Source organism: Bacillus sp. MZGC1 (genome assembly GCF_002998605.1).
Classification (GTDB): Bacteria; Bacillota; Bacilli; order Bacillales; family Bacillaceae; genus Bacillus.
Map to the genome: position 1 here is coordinate 266,391 of NZ_PVRE01000001.1, position 17,323 is coordinate 283,713.

14 protein-coding genes are annotated in these 17,323 nt (G+C 43.0%); 11 read left to right on the plus strand and 3 right to left on the minus strand.

From position 1 onward, the window contains the following. Positions 1-15: 15 nt before the first annotated feature. Positions 16-861: an AraC family transcriptional regulator gene (locus C6Y06_RS01295; protein WP_034660412.1), complete on the minus strand. Its 846-nt coding sequence runs from the start codon at positions 859-861 to the stop codon at positions 16-18. A gap of 181 nt (positions 862-1,042) precedes the next feature. Here C6Y06_RS01295 and C6Y06_RS01300 point away from each other — a divergent pair, with 181 nt between their 5' ends. The 8 genes from C6Y06_RS01300 (at position 1,043) to qoxD (ending at position 10,313) form a co-directional block, all read left to right on the plus strand. Next, the gene (locus C6Y06_RS01300) at positions 1,043-2,221 is read left to right on the plus strand and encodes a galactokinase (RefSeq protein WP_060597742.1); all 1,179 of its coding nucleotides are present in this window, start codon (positions 1,043-1,045) and stop codon (positions 2,219-2,221) included. Then, entirely contained in the window at positions 2,221-3,213 is a 993-nt protein-coding gene (galE, locus tag C6Y06_RS01305) for a UDP-glucose 4-epimerase GalE (RefSeq protein ID WP_106036407.1), read from the plus strand. The genes C6Y06_RS01300 and galE overlap by 1 nt, the downstream gene beginning before the upstream one ends. A 35-nt stretch (positions 3,214-3,248) precedes the next feature. Then, entirely contained in the window at positions 3,249-4,769 is a 1,521-nt protein-coding gene (gene galT, locus C6Y06_RS01310) for a UDP-glucose--hexose-1-phosphate uridylyltransferase (RefSeq protein ID WP_060597553.1), read from the plus strand. Between the two features lie 4 nt (positions 4,770-4,773). After that, the gene (locus tag C6Y06_RS01315; RefSeq protein WP_106030647.1) at positions 4,774-5,856 is read left to right on the plus strand and encodes a M24 family metallopeptidase; all 1,083 of its coding nucleotides are present in this window, start codon (positions 4,774-4,776) and stop codon (positions 5,854-5,856) included. A 515-nt stretch (positions 5,857-6,371) separates the two neighbouring features. After that, entirely contained in the window at positions 6,372-7,328 is a 957-nt protein-coding gene (gene qoxA / locus C6Y06_RS01320) for a cytochrome aa3 quinol oxidase subunit II (protein ID WP_095285740.1), read from the plus strand. A gap of 27 nt (positions 7,329-7,355) precedes the next feature. Then, the gene (qoxB, locus tag C6Y06_RS01325) at positions 7,356-9,314 is read left to right on the plus strand and encodes a cytochrome aa3 quinol oxidase subunit I (protein WP_060597551.1); all 1,959 of its coding nucleotides are present in this window, start codon (positions 7,356-7,358) and stop codon (positions 9,312-9,314) included. After that, complete coding sequence (qoxC, locus tag C6Y06_RS01330) at positions 9,314-9,931, plus strand: cytochrome aa3 quinol oxidase subunit III (RefSeq protein ID WP_007497820.1); 618 nt, start codon at positions 9,314-9,316, stop codon at positions 9,929-9,931. Before qoxB ends, qoxC begins: the two co-directional genes overlap by 1 nt. Before the next feature lies 1 nt (position 9,932). Continuing rightward, positions 9,933-10,313, plus strand: a complete 381-nt coding sequence (qoxD, locus tag C6Y06_RS01335; protein WP_003215204.1) for a cytochrome aa3 quinol oxidase subunit IV — start codon at positions 9,933-9,935, stop codon at positions 10,311-10,313. Between the two features lie 78 nt (positions 10,314-10,391). Here the strand turns inward: qoxD and C6Y06_RS01340 are convergent, their stop codons facing one another. Beyond that, on the minus strand, positions 10,392-10,658 hold the full coding sequence (locus tag C6Y06_RS01340) for a spore morphogenesis/germination protein YwcE (protein WP_003215279.1): 267 nt from the start codon (positions 10,656-10,658) through the stop codon (positions 10,392-10,394). 476 nt (positions 10,659-11,134) lie between these two features. Between C6Y06_RS01340 and C6Y06_RS01345 the strand changes: the two genes are divergently transcribed. The 3 genes from C6Y06_RS01345 (at position 11,135) to C6Y06_RS01355 (ending at position 14,265) form a co-directional block, all read left to right on the plus strand. After that, a complete protein-coding gene (locus C6Y06_RS01345; RefSeq protein WP_066031564.1) occupies positions 11,135-12,346 on the plus strand; it encodes an FtsW/RodA/SpoVE family cell cycle protein in 1,212 nt (403 codons plus the stop codon). Positions 12,347-12,456: 110 nt separating this feature from the next. Next, on the plus strand, positions 12,457-13,206 hold the full coding sequence (gene nfsA, locus C6Y06_RS01350) for an oxygen-insensitive NADPH nitroreductase (RefSeq protein WP_106036408.1): 750 nt from the start codon (positions 12,457-12,459) through the stop codon (positions 13,204-13,206). A gap of 54 nt (positions 13,207-13,260) precedes the next feature. Further along, complete coding sequence (locus tag C6Y06_RS01355; RefSeq protein ID WP_181185420.1) at positions 13,261-14,265, plus strand: LLM class flavin-dependent oxidoreductase; 1,005 nt, start codon at positions 13,261-13,263, stop codon at positions 14,263-14,265. 322 nt (positions 14,266-14,587) lie between these two features. Here C6Y06_RS01355 and C6Y06_RS01365 read toward each other — a convergent pair whose 3' ends face one another. Continuing rightward, positions 14,588-17,014 carry a S8 family peptidase gene (locus C6Y06_RS01365; protein ID WP_106036409.1) on the minus strand — a complete coding sequence of 809 codons (2,427 nt, stop codon included), beginning with the start codon at positions 17,012-17,014 and terminating at the stop codon, positions 14,588-14,590. Positions 17,015-17,323 lie beyond the last annotated feature (309 nt).

Genomic DNA, 17,323 nt, shown 5'->3' on the forward strand with positions numbered 1-17,323 from the left:
AGCGGCTGCTTTTTATTATGCATCGCTTGTTTCCCGCAGTTGCTTTGGAGACATGCCGATTTTCTTTCGAAAGACTTTATTCAAGTAATTCGCATTTCGGTAGCCGCACTGTATGGCGATTTCTTCAATCGAGTATTTTGTTGTTTTCAGTAACGTTTCCGCCTTTTCTAACCGGATATTGGTTAGATAGTGAATAGGTGTGAAGCCAGTGGCTTTTTTGAATTCCCTCGTAAAATGACTTTTGGATAAACGTGCCGCAGCTGCCATATCGTCCGGGCCAATTTCCTCGTGAAAATGATGGCTGGCAAACAAGGCAGCTTGAACGATGGGCTCGGGCCATTTCTCCATTTGTCCCTCAAGCTTTGGCAAATATGAATATAGTTCCATGACAAATTGATAAGCAAGGCTAGACCCCTCAAATGGATTGGTAATCCGTCTTTCACTGGCTTCATCATAAATGTTCTTGAGCAGGCGGATCGGTCTGGAATTTGGATGAAAACGCATGACCTGCTTTCCTTGGTCAATAAATTGGTCAAAGCAAAGATCGCAGGCTTCCCCGTAAAGCGTTAAATAAAGGAATTCCCAATGCTCACTGTCCTCTGGAAAATAATATTGATAGGCACTTGGGCTTTTCACGAGAAAGGCCTGACCCGGCAACACTTTGAAACGTTTCTCTCCGATTTCAATCATGCCATGTCCAGACAGTGTGAGCTGAAAGATGCACTTGCCTTGATCTTTCCGCTCCACGCCATTCCAGCTATATAACGAAGATGATTGTACTTCCCAGCCAACAGACCATATTTGCGCCGGCAATGTCACATCAGAATGGTGAAAACGAAATGCAAATGCTTCCTTCTTCAAATTGGAAATCCTCCTTCGCAGCAAAAAACAACCTTTTTCTATTTAGAATCATGTTACACCTCATATCACATCGTACCATTCACAGCAAAAAAAGGGTATTTTTTAACGGTTTTTTTACCATTGAACTGATGCTGCTGGGACAACTAAAATAAAAGTATCAGAAGAGAAAAGGGGAATGGATATGATCGAGACGTTACGCGCGGCATTTCACCAGCAATTTGGAGATGGAGAAGAACTTCGCTATTTTTTTGCCCCAGGAAGGGTGAACTTGATTGGTGAACATACAGATTACAATGGAGGCCATGTGTTTCCATGCGCACTTACTCTCGGAACGTATGCTGCTTGTGCGAAGCGTTCAGATGGCCGCGTGAGAATGTATTCCTTGAACTTTGATAGCGATGGTGTGAAAGAATTCAACCTTTATGAAATCGCTTACGTGGAATCGGACGGCTGGGCGAATTATCCGAAGGGTGTGTTCAATCAGTTTATAGAAGCAGGGATGAAGATAGAAGAAGGCTTTGACATTGTGTACAGCGGCAATATTCCAAATGGCGCAGGTCTGTCTTCCTCTGCCTCCATTGAGCTTGTCACCGCTGTTCTCATCAACGAATGGCATTCATTCAGCGTTTCAAATGCCCGTCTTGCCCTCCTCTCACAGCGTGCAGAAAATGAATTTATTGGCGTCAATTGCGGGATCATGGATCAGTTTTCGATTTCCCTTGGAAAAGAAGATCACGCCATTTTGCTCAATTGTGACACCCTTGCCTTTGAATACAGTCCTTTTCGGCAAGAGGGACTGGCGCTTGTCATCGCCAATACAAACAAAAAGCGGACACTGGCTGATTCCAAATACAATGAGCGCCGGGCAGAGTGTCAATCAGCTTTAAATGATCTTCGGAAAAAAATCGACATCACCCACTTATGTGAGCTCACTGCGGATGAATTTGCAGCACATGCCCACTTGATTGAAGATGACATATGCCGCAAACGGGCAAGACATGTCGTGACGGAAAACGAGCGGACGATGAAAGCAGTAAATTTTCTGAAAGATGATAAAATGGAAGAACTAGGTGGGCTCATGAAGGCTTCTCATCTTTCTTTAAAGAATGATTATGAAGTAACAGGACTTGAACTAGATGCACTGGCTGAAGCAGCTTGGCGGCACCCGGGGACGATTGGCTCCCGTATGACAGGTGCAGGCTTTGGCGGATGCACGATCAGCATTGTGAAAGAAGAACTGCTGGGTTCATTTATAGAAGAAACTGGTGCGATATATCAAGAGAAAACAGGCATTCAAGCCTCTTTTTACACAGCTGGAATTGGAGGCGGCGCAAGAGAACTCACAAAGGAGGAAGTGTGATGACAATTTTAGTTTGTGGAGGAGCAGGGTACATAGGCAGTCATGCGGTGGCGGCTCTTCTAGCGAAAGGCGAACGAGTAGTGGTAGTGGATAATTTGCAGACAGGCCACAAAGAAGCTGTTTTGGAAGGAGCTGTCTTAGAAGAGGGAGATTTACGGGATCACGTCTTTTTAAGACAGGTTTTCAAAACGCATCAAATAGAAGCGGTCATGCACTTTGCGGCAGATTCACTTGTCGGGGAGAGTGTGACAGACCCGCTTAAGTACTATGACAACAACGTCGGCGGAGCAACCGCTTTACTACAAATAATGAATGAATTTGATGTGAAACACATCGTCTTTTCTTCAACTGCTGCTGCATACGGTGAACCGAAGTGCGTGCCGATCGTTGAAACGGATGAAACGAACCCAACGAATCCTTATGGAGAAACAAAATTAGCGATTGAAAAAATGCTGAAGTGGTCTGAGCAAGCGTATGGAATAGAATACGTGGTGCTTCGGTACTTTAATGTAGCTGGTGCCCATACAGAAGGACTTGTCGGAGAGGATCATCAGCCTGAAACACATCTCATTCCAATTATTCTGCAAGTTGCTTTAGGAAAACGGGATCAGATCAAGATTTACGGTGATGATTATGAGACAGAGGACGGCACGTGTATTAGAGATTACATTCATGTGATGGACTTAGTAGAGGCACACATCTTAGCCGTTGATCGGCTGCGTGCTGGAAAAGGTAGTGCTACCTACAACTTAGGGAATGGAACAGGTTTCTCCGTGAAGCAGGTCGTAGAAGCTGTCAGAAAAGTCACGGGGCATGCCATCCCGGCACAAGTGGCAAAAAGACGCGCGGGAGATCCAGCAAAGCTGATTGCTTCTTCTGAAAAAGCGCTGCAAGAATTGGGATGGACACCTCAATATGCTGACCTTCACACGATCATTCAGAGCGCGTGGGATTGGTTTCAGAAGCATCCAGATGGCTACCAAAGTGAATAAAGCGTAACAGGCAGGCAAGAGAGGGGACAGAGGGAATGGCGATTGATATTTTTGAAAAATTGGAACAGCTGATTCAATACGGGATCAATAAAGAGCTGATGACATCACTAGATATCGATTATACAAGAAATCGGCTGCTTGAGGTGCTCGGGCTCGATGACGCTGAAGCAAGAACAGTCTCAGGAGAAGGAGACCTTGAAGACATTTTAATGCCGATGCTGGATTGGGCAGTTGAAACAGGCCTTATTCCTGAGGGGACGGATACGTATCGTGATTTACTAGATGCGAAAATCATGGGCTGCTTGGTGGCACCTCCAAGTGTCATCTATGCGAAGTTTGAAGAAAAACGCCAACATGAGGGACCAGAGGCAGCTACAAGCTGGTTCTATGCGATGCAGCAGCATGCCCACTATATTCATACAGGCAGGATCGCCAAAAATGTACAGTGGTTTACACCAACAGACGATGGTGTGCTGGAGATCACCATTAATCTATCAAAACCGGAAAAGGACCCCAAAGCCATCGCTGAAGCTAAGAAGCTCAGTCAAAAGCAATACCCTCTTTGTCTCCTTTGTAAAGAAAACGTTGGCTTCGAGGGGCGGATCAACCATCCAGCGAGACAGAATCACCGGATTATTCCTGTGACACTCTCAGGTGAATCGTGGTTTCTGCAATTTTCACCTTATGTGTATTACAACGAGCACTGCATAGTGTTCAAAGGTAAACATGAGCCAATGAGCATCACCAAAAAAACCTTTGAACGACTGCTTTCCTTCATATCTATATACCCGCACTATTTCATCGGGTCGAACGCCGACCTTCCGATTGTCGGAGGCAGTATATTAAGTCATGACCATTTTCAGGGCGGTGCACATGAATTTCCGATGGCGAAAGCAGAGATGGAAGAAGTCTTTTCTCTCAAAGCCTTTCCGGATGTGCGAGCTGGCATTGTGAAATGGCCGATGTCTGTGATCCGCCTTCGAAGCAGCGAGCGGCAGTCGCTCGCGGACGCTGCAGACTTTATCTTACATGAGTGGAAATTGTATTCAGATGAAGAGGTGGGGCTGATCGCTCATACAGGAGAGACTCCGCACAATACCATTACACCTATTGCGCGACGCCACGGGGATGACTATGAATTAGATTTAGTGCTGCGTAATAACCGTACAGACAAGCGGCACCCAGACGGCATTTTCCATCCGCACGAAGAAGTCCACCATATTAAAAAAGAGAATATCGGATTAATTGAAGTCATGGGCCTTGCTGTCCTTCCTGGCAGATTAGCAGAGGAGTTAAGCCAATTAAAAGAGGCATTGCTATCCGAAAGTCCTCTTGAAGAAATCAAAGCCCGTCCTGCTATCATGAAACACGAAACATGGGCAAAGCGACTGCTTGAAGAGAACACCTTTACAGAGGACAATACCGAAACCATTTTACAACAAGAAATTGGCTCTATTTTTTCTCGAATTCTCTCGCAGGCGGGTGTGTTTAAAAGAACTGAGCAAGGGAAAACAGCTTTTAACCGTTTCATTCAAACACTTCATACAGGCAGGTGATTAGATGATTGAACAAGTAAGAGAACTAATGGAAGAAAAGCAGCTTGATGGTGTCTTGATTCAAAAGCGAAATAACTTCTCCTGGCTGACAGGCGGAAGAAGGAATCACATTGTGTTAAATACGCCAGAGGGCGTGTGCCAGCTGCTCGTCTTAAAAGACGACCTCGTCCTCATTGTGAATCAAATGGAAGAAAAGCGGATCATTGAAGAGGAAATGGCGTATGTCGATCATCCCTTTCAGGTGGTCACAATGGATTGGTATGAGGATGAGACCCCCTACATTCAAGAACTCACAAAAGGTAAACGAATTGGGGCGGACATTCAAATGGATGGATTCGAATGGATCGAGCCGGATTTGTCACATGTTCGATCGATCCTTACTGCCTCGCTGCTCAGTCAATATGAAATCCTTTGTCATGAAACAGCGGTCATTGTAGAAAGTGTCTGTCAAGAAATCGTGCCAGGGCAGACCGAACACGAAATTGCTTCGCTTATTGCTCAAAGAGCCATTGCACAAGGGATGACGATAGAAGTCCTGCTTGTGGCAACGGATGACCGGATCCATCAATACCGTCACCCGATTCCAACAGAGAAAGCACTTCAAAAGCACGCGCTTGTTGTCCTCTGTGCAGAACGGCACGGGCTCGTAGCGAATGTCACAAGGTCTGTTTACTTTGGTCAGCTTCCAAAGGAGCTTGAAGAGAACAAAGAGCGGCTTGCACGAATTGATACAGTCATGAATGCCGCCACACGTCCTGGTAAAACATTAGGAGATGTACTGAAAGCAGGTATTGCTCAGTATGAAAAAGAGGGCTTCCCTGATAGCTGGAAAAAGCTTCATCAAGGGGGAAAGACGGGATTTGTATCTAGGGAAATCATTGCTGTTCCCTCATCGAAGGAAGAAATTCAGCTGCATCAAGTGTTTACGTGGAATCCTTCATTGCCTGGACTGAAATCAGAGGATACGATAGTAGTAGAAAAAGAGGGCAACCGCTTTTTAACCTATACAGGCAAGTGGACGTACATGGACATTGAACATGAAGGGGAGATCTATAGACGACCTGACATCTTAGTGAGAGATGAATAAATGCAGAGTGCCGGCGCTGAGCCGGTTTTTTGCTGGAAGTCTTTAGCGAGATTCCACTAATTCAGCATCATTACCAATTCTTACAGCGTATCGCAGAGAATCGATACTTTCTTTTCTTGTGAACTTGCGTTAAAATGAGTAAGGTTTTTGTTAAATGTGGGGATACCTATTTCAAAATTGTTTACCTAGATAAAATTTCATTAAGTTAAATTGAAATTCGACCAAACTTTTTTATTGTGGTAAACCTAAATTTGACAAAGTTCTTGATTGTTTGTCCTTTGCCTTCAACTCTCAACTTTTCAAAATCCTAGAAATTTATTGTGTGTGCAATAATATAAATTTATGTCGAATTTATGACATTTTAATAGAAATCTGTTGAAAAATAAATGAACTTTTGAAAAAAGGGAAGCTAACTCTAACAGATTTTGATAGCATTACAAAGGGAAGAAAAGTTTTCGAAGGCAGATGGCTTTTCACAATTATTCAGCAATTTATACATTATCTAAGGAAGGATGGTGATCTTCTTGTTCAGAGCCATTAAACCTATGCTTTTATTAGCGATGCTCGTGAGTGTTTTTTTATTAGGAGGTTGCAGCAATATCGCTGTTTTAGATCCTAAAGGACCTGTCGCAGCACAACAAAAAGACTTAATCCTTTTATCCATTGGATTCATGCTCTTTATCGTTGGTGCGGTATTTGTACTGTTTACCATCATTTTGGTTAAATACCGTGAGCGTAAGGACGTTGGAAACGCCTCTTATAACCCAGAACTACACGGGAATACGCTTCTAGAAGTTATCTGGACAGTGATCCCAATATTAATCGTTGCTGCCCTTTCGGTTCCAACTGTAAAAACAATTTACTCTTTGGAAGAGGCACCTCAAGCAACAAGTCATAAAGATCCACTTGTCGTTTATGCTACAGCTGTTGATTGGAAATGGATCTTTAGCTATCCAGAGGAAAATATTGAGACAGTGAACTACTTAAACATTCCAAAAGATCAGCCGGTTTTATTCAAAATCACTTCCGCTGATACAATGGCATCACTATGGATTCCTCAGCTAGGCGGGGAGAAGTATGCGATGGCTGGAATGGAGATGGAACAATATCTTCAAGCTGATCAAGTTGGCACTTATGAAGGAAGAAACGCCAACTTCACAGGCGAGGGCTTTGCTCAGCAAAAATTCAAAGTCAATGCGATGACGCAGTCTGACTATGATAAATGGGTAAGCAAAACGAAGAAAGAAGCACCAAAGTTAACGAAGAAAACGTATGACTACTTGATGCTTCCGGATGCTGCAGATGTGCAGACATTCTCATCAACACATTTATCCTTTGCGAAGCATGGAGAGGATTCTGAATACGCACTCCAAGCACGCAAACGTTTAGGTTACCAATCAGTTTCTCCGCATTCCAAAACAGATCCTTTCGAGAATGTGAAGAACTATAAAAGAAAACTAGATAATGAATAAACTGACTAAGGAAAGGAGGAGGCCGTTATGCATTTGAAATGGGATGAGTTTTTTGTAACTGGAGACCCATTAATTCTTGGTGCGCAAATTTCTATCGCTCTTACTTCCATTGCTATCGTGTTTGTTTTAACCTACTTTAAAAAGTGGAAATGGCTCTGGAAAGAATGGCTAACATCAGTTGATCATAAAAAGCTTGGGATCATGTATATCCTTGCTGCTGTGATTATGTTCTTCCGCGGTGGGGTAGACGGACTGATGATGCGCGCGCAGCTGGCGCTTCCTAATAATACGTTTTTAGATTCCAACCACTATAATGAAATTTTCACAACGCATGGTACGATCATGATTCTATTCATGGCGATGCCATTTTTAATTGGTTTAATCAACGTCGTTGTTCCTCTTCAAATTGGTGCACGTGACGTTGCATTCCCTTATTTGAACAACCTTAGCTTCTGGACATTCATGGTTGGAGCGATGCTGTTCAACATTTCCTTCGTCATTGGAGGATCACCAAGTGCAGGCTGGACGAGTTACATGCCGCTAGCCGGAAATGATTTCTCACCAGGTCCTGGACAGAACTATTACTTGCTCGGGCTCCAAATTGCAGGTATTGGTACACTTATGACAGGTATTAACTTCATGGTGACCATCTTAAAAATGCGTACAAAAGGTATGACACTTATGCGTATGCCAATGTTTACATGGACAACATTGATTACGTCTGTCATCATCGTATTCGCATTCCCTGTATTAACAGTTGCTTTAGCACTTATGACATTTGATCGTTTATTCGGTTCTGCATTCTTTACACTCGAAGCAGGCGGTATGCCAATGCTTTGGGCGAACCTTTTCTGGATTTGGGGACATCCTGAGGTATATATCGTCATCCTGCCGGCTTTCGGTATTTTCTCAGAAATCTTTGCGACGTTCTCAAGAAAACAGTTGTTTGGTTACAAAGCGATGGTTGTATCGATTGTGGCAATCTCTGTTCTTAGTTTCCTTGTGTGGGTTCACCACTTCTTTACAATGGGGAACAGTGCAGCGGTTAACTCATTCTTCTCGATTACAACAATGGCGATTTCTGTACCAACAGGTGTGAAAATCTTTAACTGGCTCTTTACGATGTATCGAGGCCGTATCAGCTTTACTTCACCAATGCTTTGGGCACTTGGTTTCATCCCGAACTTCGTTATCGGTGGTGTCACTGGGGTTATGCTTGCGATGGCAGCTGCGGATTACCAGTACCATAACACGTACTTCCTTGTATCCCACTTCCACTATGTATTAATCGCAGGTACTGTCTTTGCTTGTTTTGCTGGTCTTGTTTTCTGGTATCCAAAAATGTTTGGTTACAAGCTAAACGAAAGAATCGGCAAATGGTTCTTCTGGGTATTCATGATCGGATTTAACATCTGTTTCTTCCCGCAGTACTTCTTAGGACTGCAAGGAATGCCAAGACGTATTTATACGTATGGACCAGAAGATGGCTGGACTGCACTAAACTTTATTTCAACAATTGGTGCATTTATGATGGGTATCGGATTCATCATCCTTTGCTACAACATCTACTACAGCTGGAGACACGCGAAACGTGAAGTGTCTGGAGACAGCTGGGGAGATGGACGTACTCTTGACTGGGCGACATCTTCTGCAATTCCGCCGCATTATAACTTTGCAGCACTTCCAGAAGTGACAACACCAGATGCATTCCATCATTGGAAGCAAAACAACGTAGACGTTCATCCTGAAAAAGAATTCAAGAAAATTCACATGCCGCACAATTCAGGCAGACCACTCATCATGTCTGCATTCTTCGGACTTGGTGCATTCGGTCTTGTATTTGAATGGTACTGGATTGGCATTATTGGCTTAATCGGTGTATTCGCAACAATGATTTTACGCTCATTTGAATATGACGATGGCTACTATATTCCTGTTGAAGAAGTGATTGAAACAGAGAAAAAGAATAAGGAGGCGCAGAAGTAATGGGACATAATGATAGCAGCTATGCAAATGCACCGCTTGAATATCAGTCTGAAACAGGACGTTTAAACATCCTTGGTTTCTGGATATTCCTTGGCGCGGAAATCGTGTTATTCTCAACACTTTTTGCGACCTACTTTGTTCTTCATGGCAGAACAGCTGGCGGCGTTTTACCAGCTGAACTGTTTGATATGAAGCTTGTATTGATCATGACATTCCTGTTATTGGTTAGTTCATTTACATGCGGGATTGCTGTTCATGAAATGCGCCGTGGAAGTACAAAAGGGGTTGTCATTTGGACGATTCTGACACTGCTTCTAGGTGCAGGCTTCGTTGGCTTTGAGATTTTCGAGTTCTTCCATTATGTACATGAGGGTGCGAGCATCCATACAAGTGCGTATTGGTCTGCATTCTTTGTACTCTTAGGAACTCACGGACTACACGTATCCATCGGTATCTTCTGGATTACCGGGGTCTTGTTCCAAATTAAAAAACGTGGATTAACTCCACAAACAGCAGCGAAGATTTTTATCTCAAGTCTATACTGGCATTTCCTTGATGTTGTATGGATTTTCATCTTCACAGCTGTTTACTTGATCGGATTAGGGGGGCTTTTGTGATATGGCTGGAAAAACAAATTCCTCAGCAGAGCACGAACACTTCCCTTGGAAACACGTAGTTGGCTTCATCCTATCCATTGTGCTAACAATCTTAGCATTCTGGATTGCCATTGGAGCTGAAATTGGCAGTTCTGCAAAACTATGGATTATCTTTGGTTTTGCTTTCATTCAAGCGTTCTTGCAGCTATTCATGTTTATGCACATGACAGAAAGCGAGAACGGAACTGTTCAAGTCGGAAATACATTGTTTGGTCTGTTTTGTGCGATTATCTTCGTTATCGGATCTGTTTGGATCTTTGCGGCTCACTACAGCCACGGAGAGAACAGCAAAGATGGTTATTCACCTTCTGCGCCAAAGCAGTCTGAGCATTCAGAGAAATAATAAAAAAACCACTCATCCCTCAAAGGTGAGTGGTTTTTATCATGATGTTGATTACGCCTCCAATAGGTGGTGCGTGATTTATCTGGTGCTGCTGAATCTTTTGCGAATGAATGGAAGTCCATAAATGAGAAACGCTGCAATGTGTGCCAAAATGACGTTAATGGCAAAGAATGCGATCATGAAGGTATGTCCTGCTGGAGATAAACTGCTCGTCATGTAAAGACCGAAGAAAATCCACATAATCATAATGGGTGGAATAGAAGCTAGTGCAATTTTTCTGTTTTCAAGCCATAAAAACAGGGGTGTAGCCGTTGCAATACATAGGTACGCAAAGAACATATCCATCGTATCCAACTCCTTTGTAAGTTGATATCCAAATCAAATGAGAGGTCAGGATGCAATTGTGTCTGTTTTTAGGAGATATTGTGAACATTTTGTTACAAGTATTATACCACAATTGACTTTGAAGTAAACTCAATAATTGGAAAATGGGCCTTATTCCGTAGAAAGTGGCTTTTTCCTTTTCTCTCCGTACAGCTTATGCTGGCTTGATAATTGCTTGTCATATCGCCACATAGGTCATTGAATTTTCCCCTTAATATCTGTAAAATAATCTTTTTAAAGGACTCATGATCGGATGAATGGAAAGAGTATAGAGGAATTTTTTCCTATTGTTAGAATGAAAAGTATTTCATTTTTTGAAAAATGATTGGAACCTTTCGGATGTATCTTCCGTCATATTTAAGGTGAGTTGCTTTTGTGAAAAATTCAATCTAATATAAATAAGGGCTTTTATGTTTTGTAATAAGGGTGGTTAGTTCATGAACAAGCAGAATACATCTCCGTACTATCAAGGGGATTTAATTTTTATATTTTTAGCCTTCTTTGCCATCAGTGTCATTGCGATTTATGCTGCGGGTCAATTTGGACAGTATGGATCTAATGCATGGACGAGGCAGATTATTTACTACATGGTCGGAGTTATATGTATTGTAGCCATAAATTACTTTGATTTGGAGCAATTAGAGAAGCTAAGCCTCTATATTTTTATAGGTGGCATACTGTTGTTACTTTTTCTGAAAGTCGCTCCTGCACAAATCGGAGGTCATGATTTTGCTCCAATTAAAAATGGTGCAAAAAGCTGGTTTGTGATACCAGGGATTGGGACACTTCAGCCTTCAGAGTTTATGAAAATTGGTTTGATTATGATGCTTGCATCTGTCATCGGTAAGTCAAGCCCTAGAGGAAAACGGACATTAGAAGATGATATCTTCCTACTATTAAAAATTGCCGGTGTAGCAGCCGTTCCAGTTGGACTGATTTTCTTACAGGACGCAGGTACGGCAGCTGTCTGTATGTTTATTGTCGTTGTGATGGTGTTTTTATCAGGGGTTAATTGGAAGCTGATTTCTCTCATCGGTTCTGTGGTTGTGCTTTTAGTTGCCGCTGTGTTAGCCGTGATCATTCTCTTCCCTGATGTTGCGAAAACAATTGGCATTCAGCAGTATCAGATTAACCGGATTACCGCTTGGCTGCCTGATAGCTCTACGTCAGCCAACCAAGCGCAGACTCAGGATGCGTCTGGGTCTGATAAATATCAAGTAGACCAGGCCATTATGGCTATTGGTGCTGGACAGATTTTTGGGAATGGGGTTAAAAACTTAAAAGTCTATGTCCCAGAGGCACAAACAGATATGATTTTCTCCATTATAGGAGAAGCCTTTGGCTTTGTCGGATGTGCGTTTGTTGTGATCATGTTCTTCTTCTTGATCTACCGGCTTGTCGTGCTGATCGACCGTATCCATCCTTATAGCCGGTTTGCGTCATTCTTCTGTGTAGGATATACAGCACTGATTGTGATCCATACGTTCCAGAACATTGGGATGAATATAGGCGTGATGCCTGTAACAGGGATTCCGCTCCTATTTATCAGCTTCGGAGGAAGCTCTGTCTTATCTGTCCTTATTGGATTCGGGATTGCTTATAACGCAAGTGTTCAATTAACGAAATATCAAAGTTATTTATTTAAATAAAACGGGTAAGGGCAGTCTAAGTATAGACTGTCTTTTTTCATGCGAGTTTTAATTTTTGAAAAGCCATATGTCTTTGTCATATGATAGTACAAGTGAAGGAGGTCTTCGAATTGAACAAAACGATAGAAACGATATTAAATCATCGGTCCATCCGTTCGTTTACAGACGAGCGTTTGTCCGAAGAAGAGGTGCTGACACTCATTAAAAGTGCACAGGCTGCTTCGACATCAAGCTATGTACAGGCGTATAGTATTATTGGAGTGACAGATCAAGAGAAGAAAGCCAAGCTTGCTGAACTGGCTGGGAATCAGCCATACGTTGAGAAGAATGGGCATTTCTTTGTCTTCTGTGCAGACTTGAAACGCCATGATGATATTGCAAAAAAAGCAGGGGAAAATCATCAGGAGGCGCTTGAGAATACGGAAGCCTTTCTCATTAGCGTCATTGATACGGCGCTCGCTGCGCAAAATATGAGTGTAGCCGCAGAATCAATGGGACTTGGGATCTGCTATATTGGCGGTCTGCGTAATCAACTGAAAGAAGTGTCTGAATTACTTAAAACGCCATCTTATGTGCTGCCGTTATTTGGTCTGGCTGTCGGACATCCAGCGAGTCAATCGTCACAAAAGGAACGGCTGCCAGTTGAACTCATTTATCATGAAAATGCATATCAGCAAGATGAAGCGCATGTGGATCGTTATTTAAAAGAATACGATGATCGTATTTCATCATATTATGAAGAACGAACAAACGGAGAGAGAAAAGATACTTGGTCTAAGCAGATGCTTCGCGGCTTTAGTCAGCCAAAGCGTGCCTTCCTTGGAGAATTTGTTAAAGAGAAGGGCTTTAATCGAAAATAAATAAGACATCCCCCCTTTCGATTGAGAGAGGGGGATTTCTGTAAGAGGTGCAGCATGATGAAATTAAGTATACTGGATCAATCTCCTTTGATCGGAGATGCAACACCTGCTGAAGCATTGAAGCAAACGGTTGAATTGGCAAAGCAGGCAGAGAAGTGGGGCTATCACCGTTTTTGGGTATCAGAGCATCACTTTTCAAACCGGCTTGCAGGGTCGAGTCCAGAGGTGCTTCTCGGTCATTTATCAGCCGTTACGTCACATATACGTATTGGCTCAGGCGGTGTGATGCTGCCTCACTATAGTGCCTATAAAGTAGCAGAGAACTTCAGGGTTCTCGAAGCACTGGCTCCTGGCAGAATTGATCTTGGGATTGGACGTGCTCCTGGTGGTATGCCCATTTCCTCCATTGCCCTTCATCATGGTGAACGAAAACGACTAGGTGATCAATATCCTGAGCAGGTAGAAGAATTGAAGGTCTATTTACACGACCTAGCGGATGAATTTTACCCGCTGCCCCATTTAACCGCTTCTCCGAAGGTAGAGACTGCACCAGAGGTATGGATTCTTGGTTCCTCTGGAGGGAGTGCAAGACTTGCGGCGAAAGCAGGTGCAGGCTATACGTTTGCTCTATTTATCAATGGCGAAGGCGGAGAAGATTCTGTGGAGCAATACATCAACCGGTTCGAACCTTCAGCATTCGGTGATGAGCCGCGCGTCAGTCTTGCGGTCTTCGTTTTATGTGCTGAAACAGAGGAACAGGCAGAAAAACTGGCAGTCAGCTTAGATTTATCCTTACTCGCCAATGAACAGGGGCAAAACCTCGGGGGCTTTCCTTCATATGAAAAGGCACAAGCTTATTCCTACAGTCCATATGAACAAAAACGAGTGGCTGCCAATCGTCAAAGGATGGTGGTTGGAACGCCATCTTCTGTGAAAAAGCAGCTGACGGCACTAGCGAAAGCGTATCGTACAAATGAAGTAATCGCTGTGACGATCACTCACCACATGCAAGACCGGCTCACATCGTATCGTTTATTAAAAGAAGCCTTTGATGCATAACGTATGTATGTCTGTTTACCGTCCACGCAGCCAATAGAGGTGGAAAAGGAGCATCATGATGAAAATAAACGCGGCTGTCACCAGCAAACTAAGCGGGTAATGAAGACCCATAGACCGTCAACTCGCATGGTTGATGAAAAGGACGAGGATGTTTCGCGTGTAAAAGGGTGAAAAAATACATCAAAGTGATCGTTAGAAAAAAAGCAGTCAAAAAAGAAACGATCCATAGCAATATCAACATCAGACTCTCTTTCCTCCATATATAATCAAAAAGCCTTGATGAGCTAATCCGCTCATACAAGGCTTTTCTTGTGATTCACGTTTATTCAGGATAAATATCGAAGGGTTCCTTTGTTTGAACAGTGTCTGATTTCCCTTTCAAACTTGCATACGCAAGCATTGTATACTCACCAGGTTCCAGCTTTTGACCTTGATTGATCGTGCCATTCCATTTTACGCGGTGTTCTCCTTTATCTACATGTTGATAAACACCTGCTTCACCTAAATACTCTCCATCTGTCGAGTAGACGAGAAATGCAAGGTTCTCAGCGCCACCAGGCAGATAGCTGCTAATGACATAGCTTCCAGCACGGTTATCCGGCTCAACGGAAACCGAAGTGACGCGCGGATAATCAGGCTCTTTTACAATCAATAAAGTAGGAATCTCTGTGACCTTTCTGCCATTTTCACGAAGGGTAATGCTGCCTTGGTACGTTCCTTTTTTGGTTTTACCGTATTTCACTTGTACCGCGGAAGTAAAGGACCCAGTGGAATTCCCTTTGACAGTGATTTTTTTCGTTCCGTTTGTGCTGATGCCGCTGCCATTGAATTTGTAATCAATGGTATACGTTTTCGGTGCTTTTGAAAGGTTTTCTACCTTGAATTTCTTCGTTTTGATTTGAACGCCTTTTTCTTTCAAGAAAGTGCCGTAAGAATAGCTGGCATCAGAAACGATAGATGACGCTTGGAGTGATTCGATGATTCGAACACTGCCTGTCCCTTGTGTGTTATGAGGGAATGGGCTGCCATTTGCGTCAAATAGTTTTTCTGCTGTATTCATCATCAGTGCTTTGATCTGTTCAGTTGTGTACGATGGTTTTGCTTGCTTGATGATCGCTGCGACCCCTGCCACATGCGGTGAAGCCATGCTTGTTCCTTGCTTTGAGCCATATCCGTAAGGCTGAGAAGGGTTATGCGTTGGAATCGTACTCACAATGCTGACGCCAGGTGCTGATAAATCAGGCTTAATCATCCACGTATCCACAACTGGTCCGCGAGATGAGAAGTCAGCGACTTGCTCACTAAGTTCTTTGACAAATTGAATGGAGAAAGTCGTTGTATTGTTTCCAGCCTCAATGGCTTTGACAAGCGCCGTTCCTTCAGCTTTTGAAAGCTTAATCGTAGGAAGAGCGAGACCCGGTACATCGACTGGAATTTCTCCATCGGTGTTGTTATACATCACAACGCCGATTGCACCAGCAGCTTTTGCATTGTCGACTTTATCAACAAAGGCAATGGCTCCTCGTTCGATCACGGCAACCTTTCCTTTAACATCGATGTCTTCAAATGCTTTTTCGTCACCGATACCTGCATGGACGAGTGTGACTTGTTTTTGGTCAAGTGCTTTTAAATCACTCTCTTGGTAGTAGCCCATCACTTTTGCAGTAGAATAGTTCGGGAATTTCACACTATAAAGGCTGTACGGAAGTTGAGTTGCTCCGACAGAAATGGCATCTCTTGACGTGCCGGGAGAACCGACTGTCCAGCTGTTCGGTCCGCTGTTTCCATTCGATGTGACAGCGACAACGCCTTCAGACATGGCCCAATCGAGTGCGATGCTTGTGGCATAATCAGGGTTATTCACACTGTTTCCGAGAGAGAGGTTCATGACATCTGCTCCATCAGTAACAGCGCGGTCGATGCCTGCAAGAACGTTCTCAGTTGTCCCAGACCCGCCTGGTCCAAGTACACGGTACGCAAGAAGTGTGGCATCCTTTGCGACACCTTTAATTTGTCCATTGGCAGCAATTGTTCCTGCGACGTGTGTGCCATGGTCTGTCGATTCACCTCTAGGGTCTCCTTTAGGCGTCTCTTGCGGAGAATAATCGTTATCAACAAAATCATAGCCTTTGTATAAACCAAAGTTTCCTTTTAAATCAGGGTGGGTATAGTCTACTCCAGTATCAATGACAGCGACTTTTACCCCTTTTCCAGAGTAGCCGGCATCCCAAGCTTTTGGTGCACCGATAAATGGAGCGCTTTTATCCATAAGAGGGGAGACATCTTCATTTGGAAGCTGAATGCTTTCCTTTTTCACTTCATCTGTTTTATATGTAACATCCGGATAAACGGCTTTTACTCCGTCAACTGCTAGCAGCTTCGGAATTTCGTTTGCAGGAAGTTTCATAGAGAAACCAGAGAAGACTTTTTCATATTCCTGACGAACACTCGCTTTATCAATTTCTTTGAGTGCTGCATTTTTTACTTTTGTTCGAGATTTTTTGAGGGAGGCCTTTGTTTGAGCTTTGCCTTCTTGCTTGGCTTCAACTAAGGATTTTTCCTTTAATTCAACAATAACAGTGGTATGTTTTCTAGAGTTGACATTGATTTCACCGAAGATTTCTGCTTTTTCCAATTCCACCTGTTTGTTCGATGGAGCGGCAGCAGCCTGTTGACCTGTAAAGAATGTGGATAAAATAAAAATAGTGGAGAACAATAGAACAGAAGAACGAGAGATGACCTTTTTCATTAATTTTCCCCTTTCTAGCTGTGTTTTAGGGAGATAGCCTTTCTTTTTGTGGATAAATAGGAAAGATTCACTGCCCGTTATTAAGTATTCAATACGATGAAAACAATTCCTTTACTAAAATGGTCTTATTTTACATAGTTATAAAGAACTATTTTGTTTATAAAGTCTCACTTATGCACAAACTCCTGTTGATAACTCAATTATTTAGATATATATATGGAAAATAAAAAAATCGCATACACAAAATCTAGTAATGGGATGTTGATATGTGGATAAACCCTGTTGATAAGGTGTGCTTATCTTTTGGAT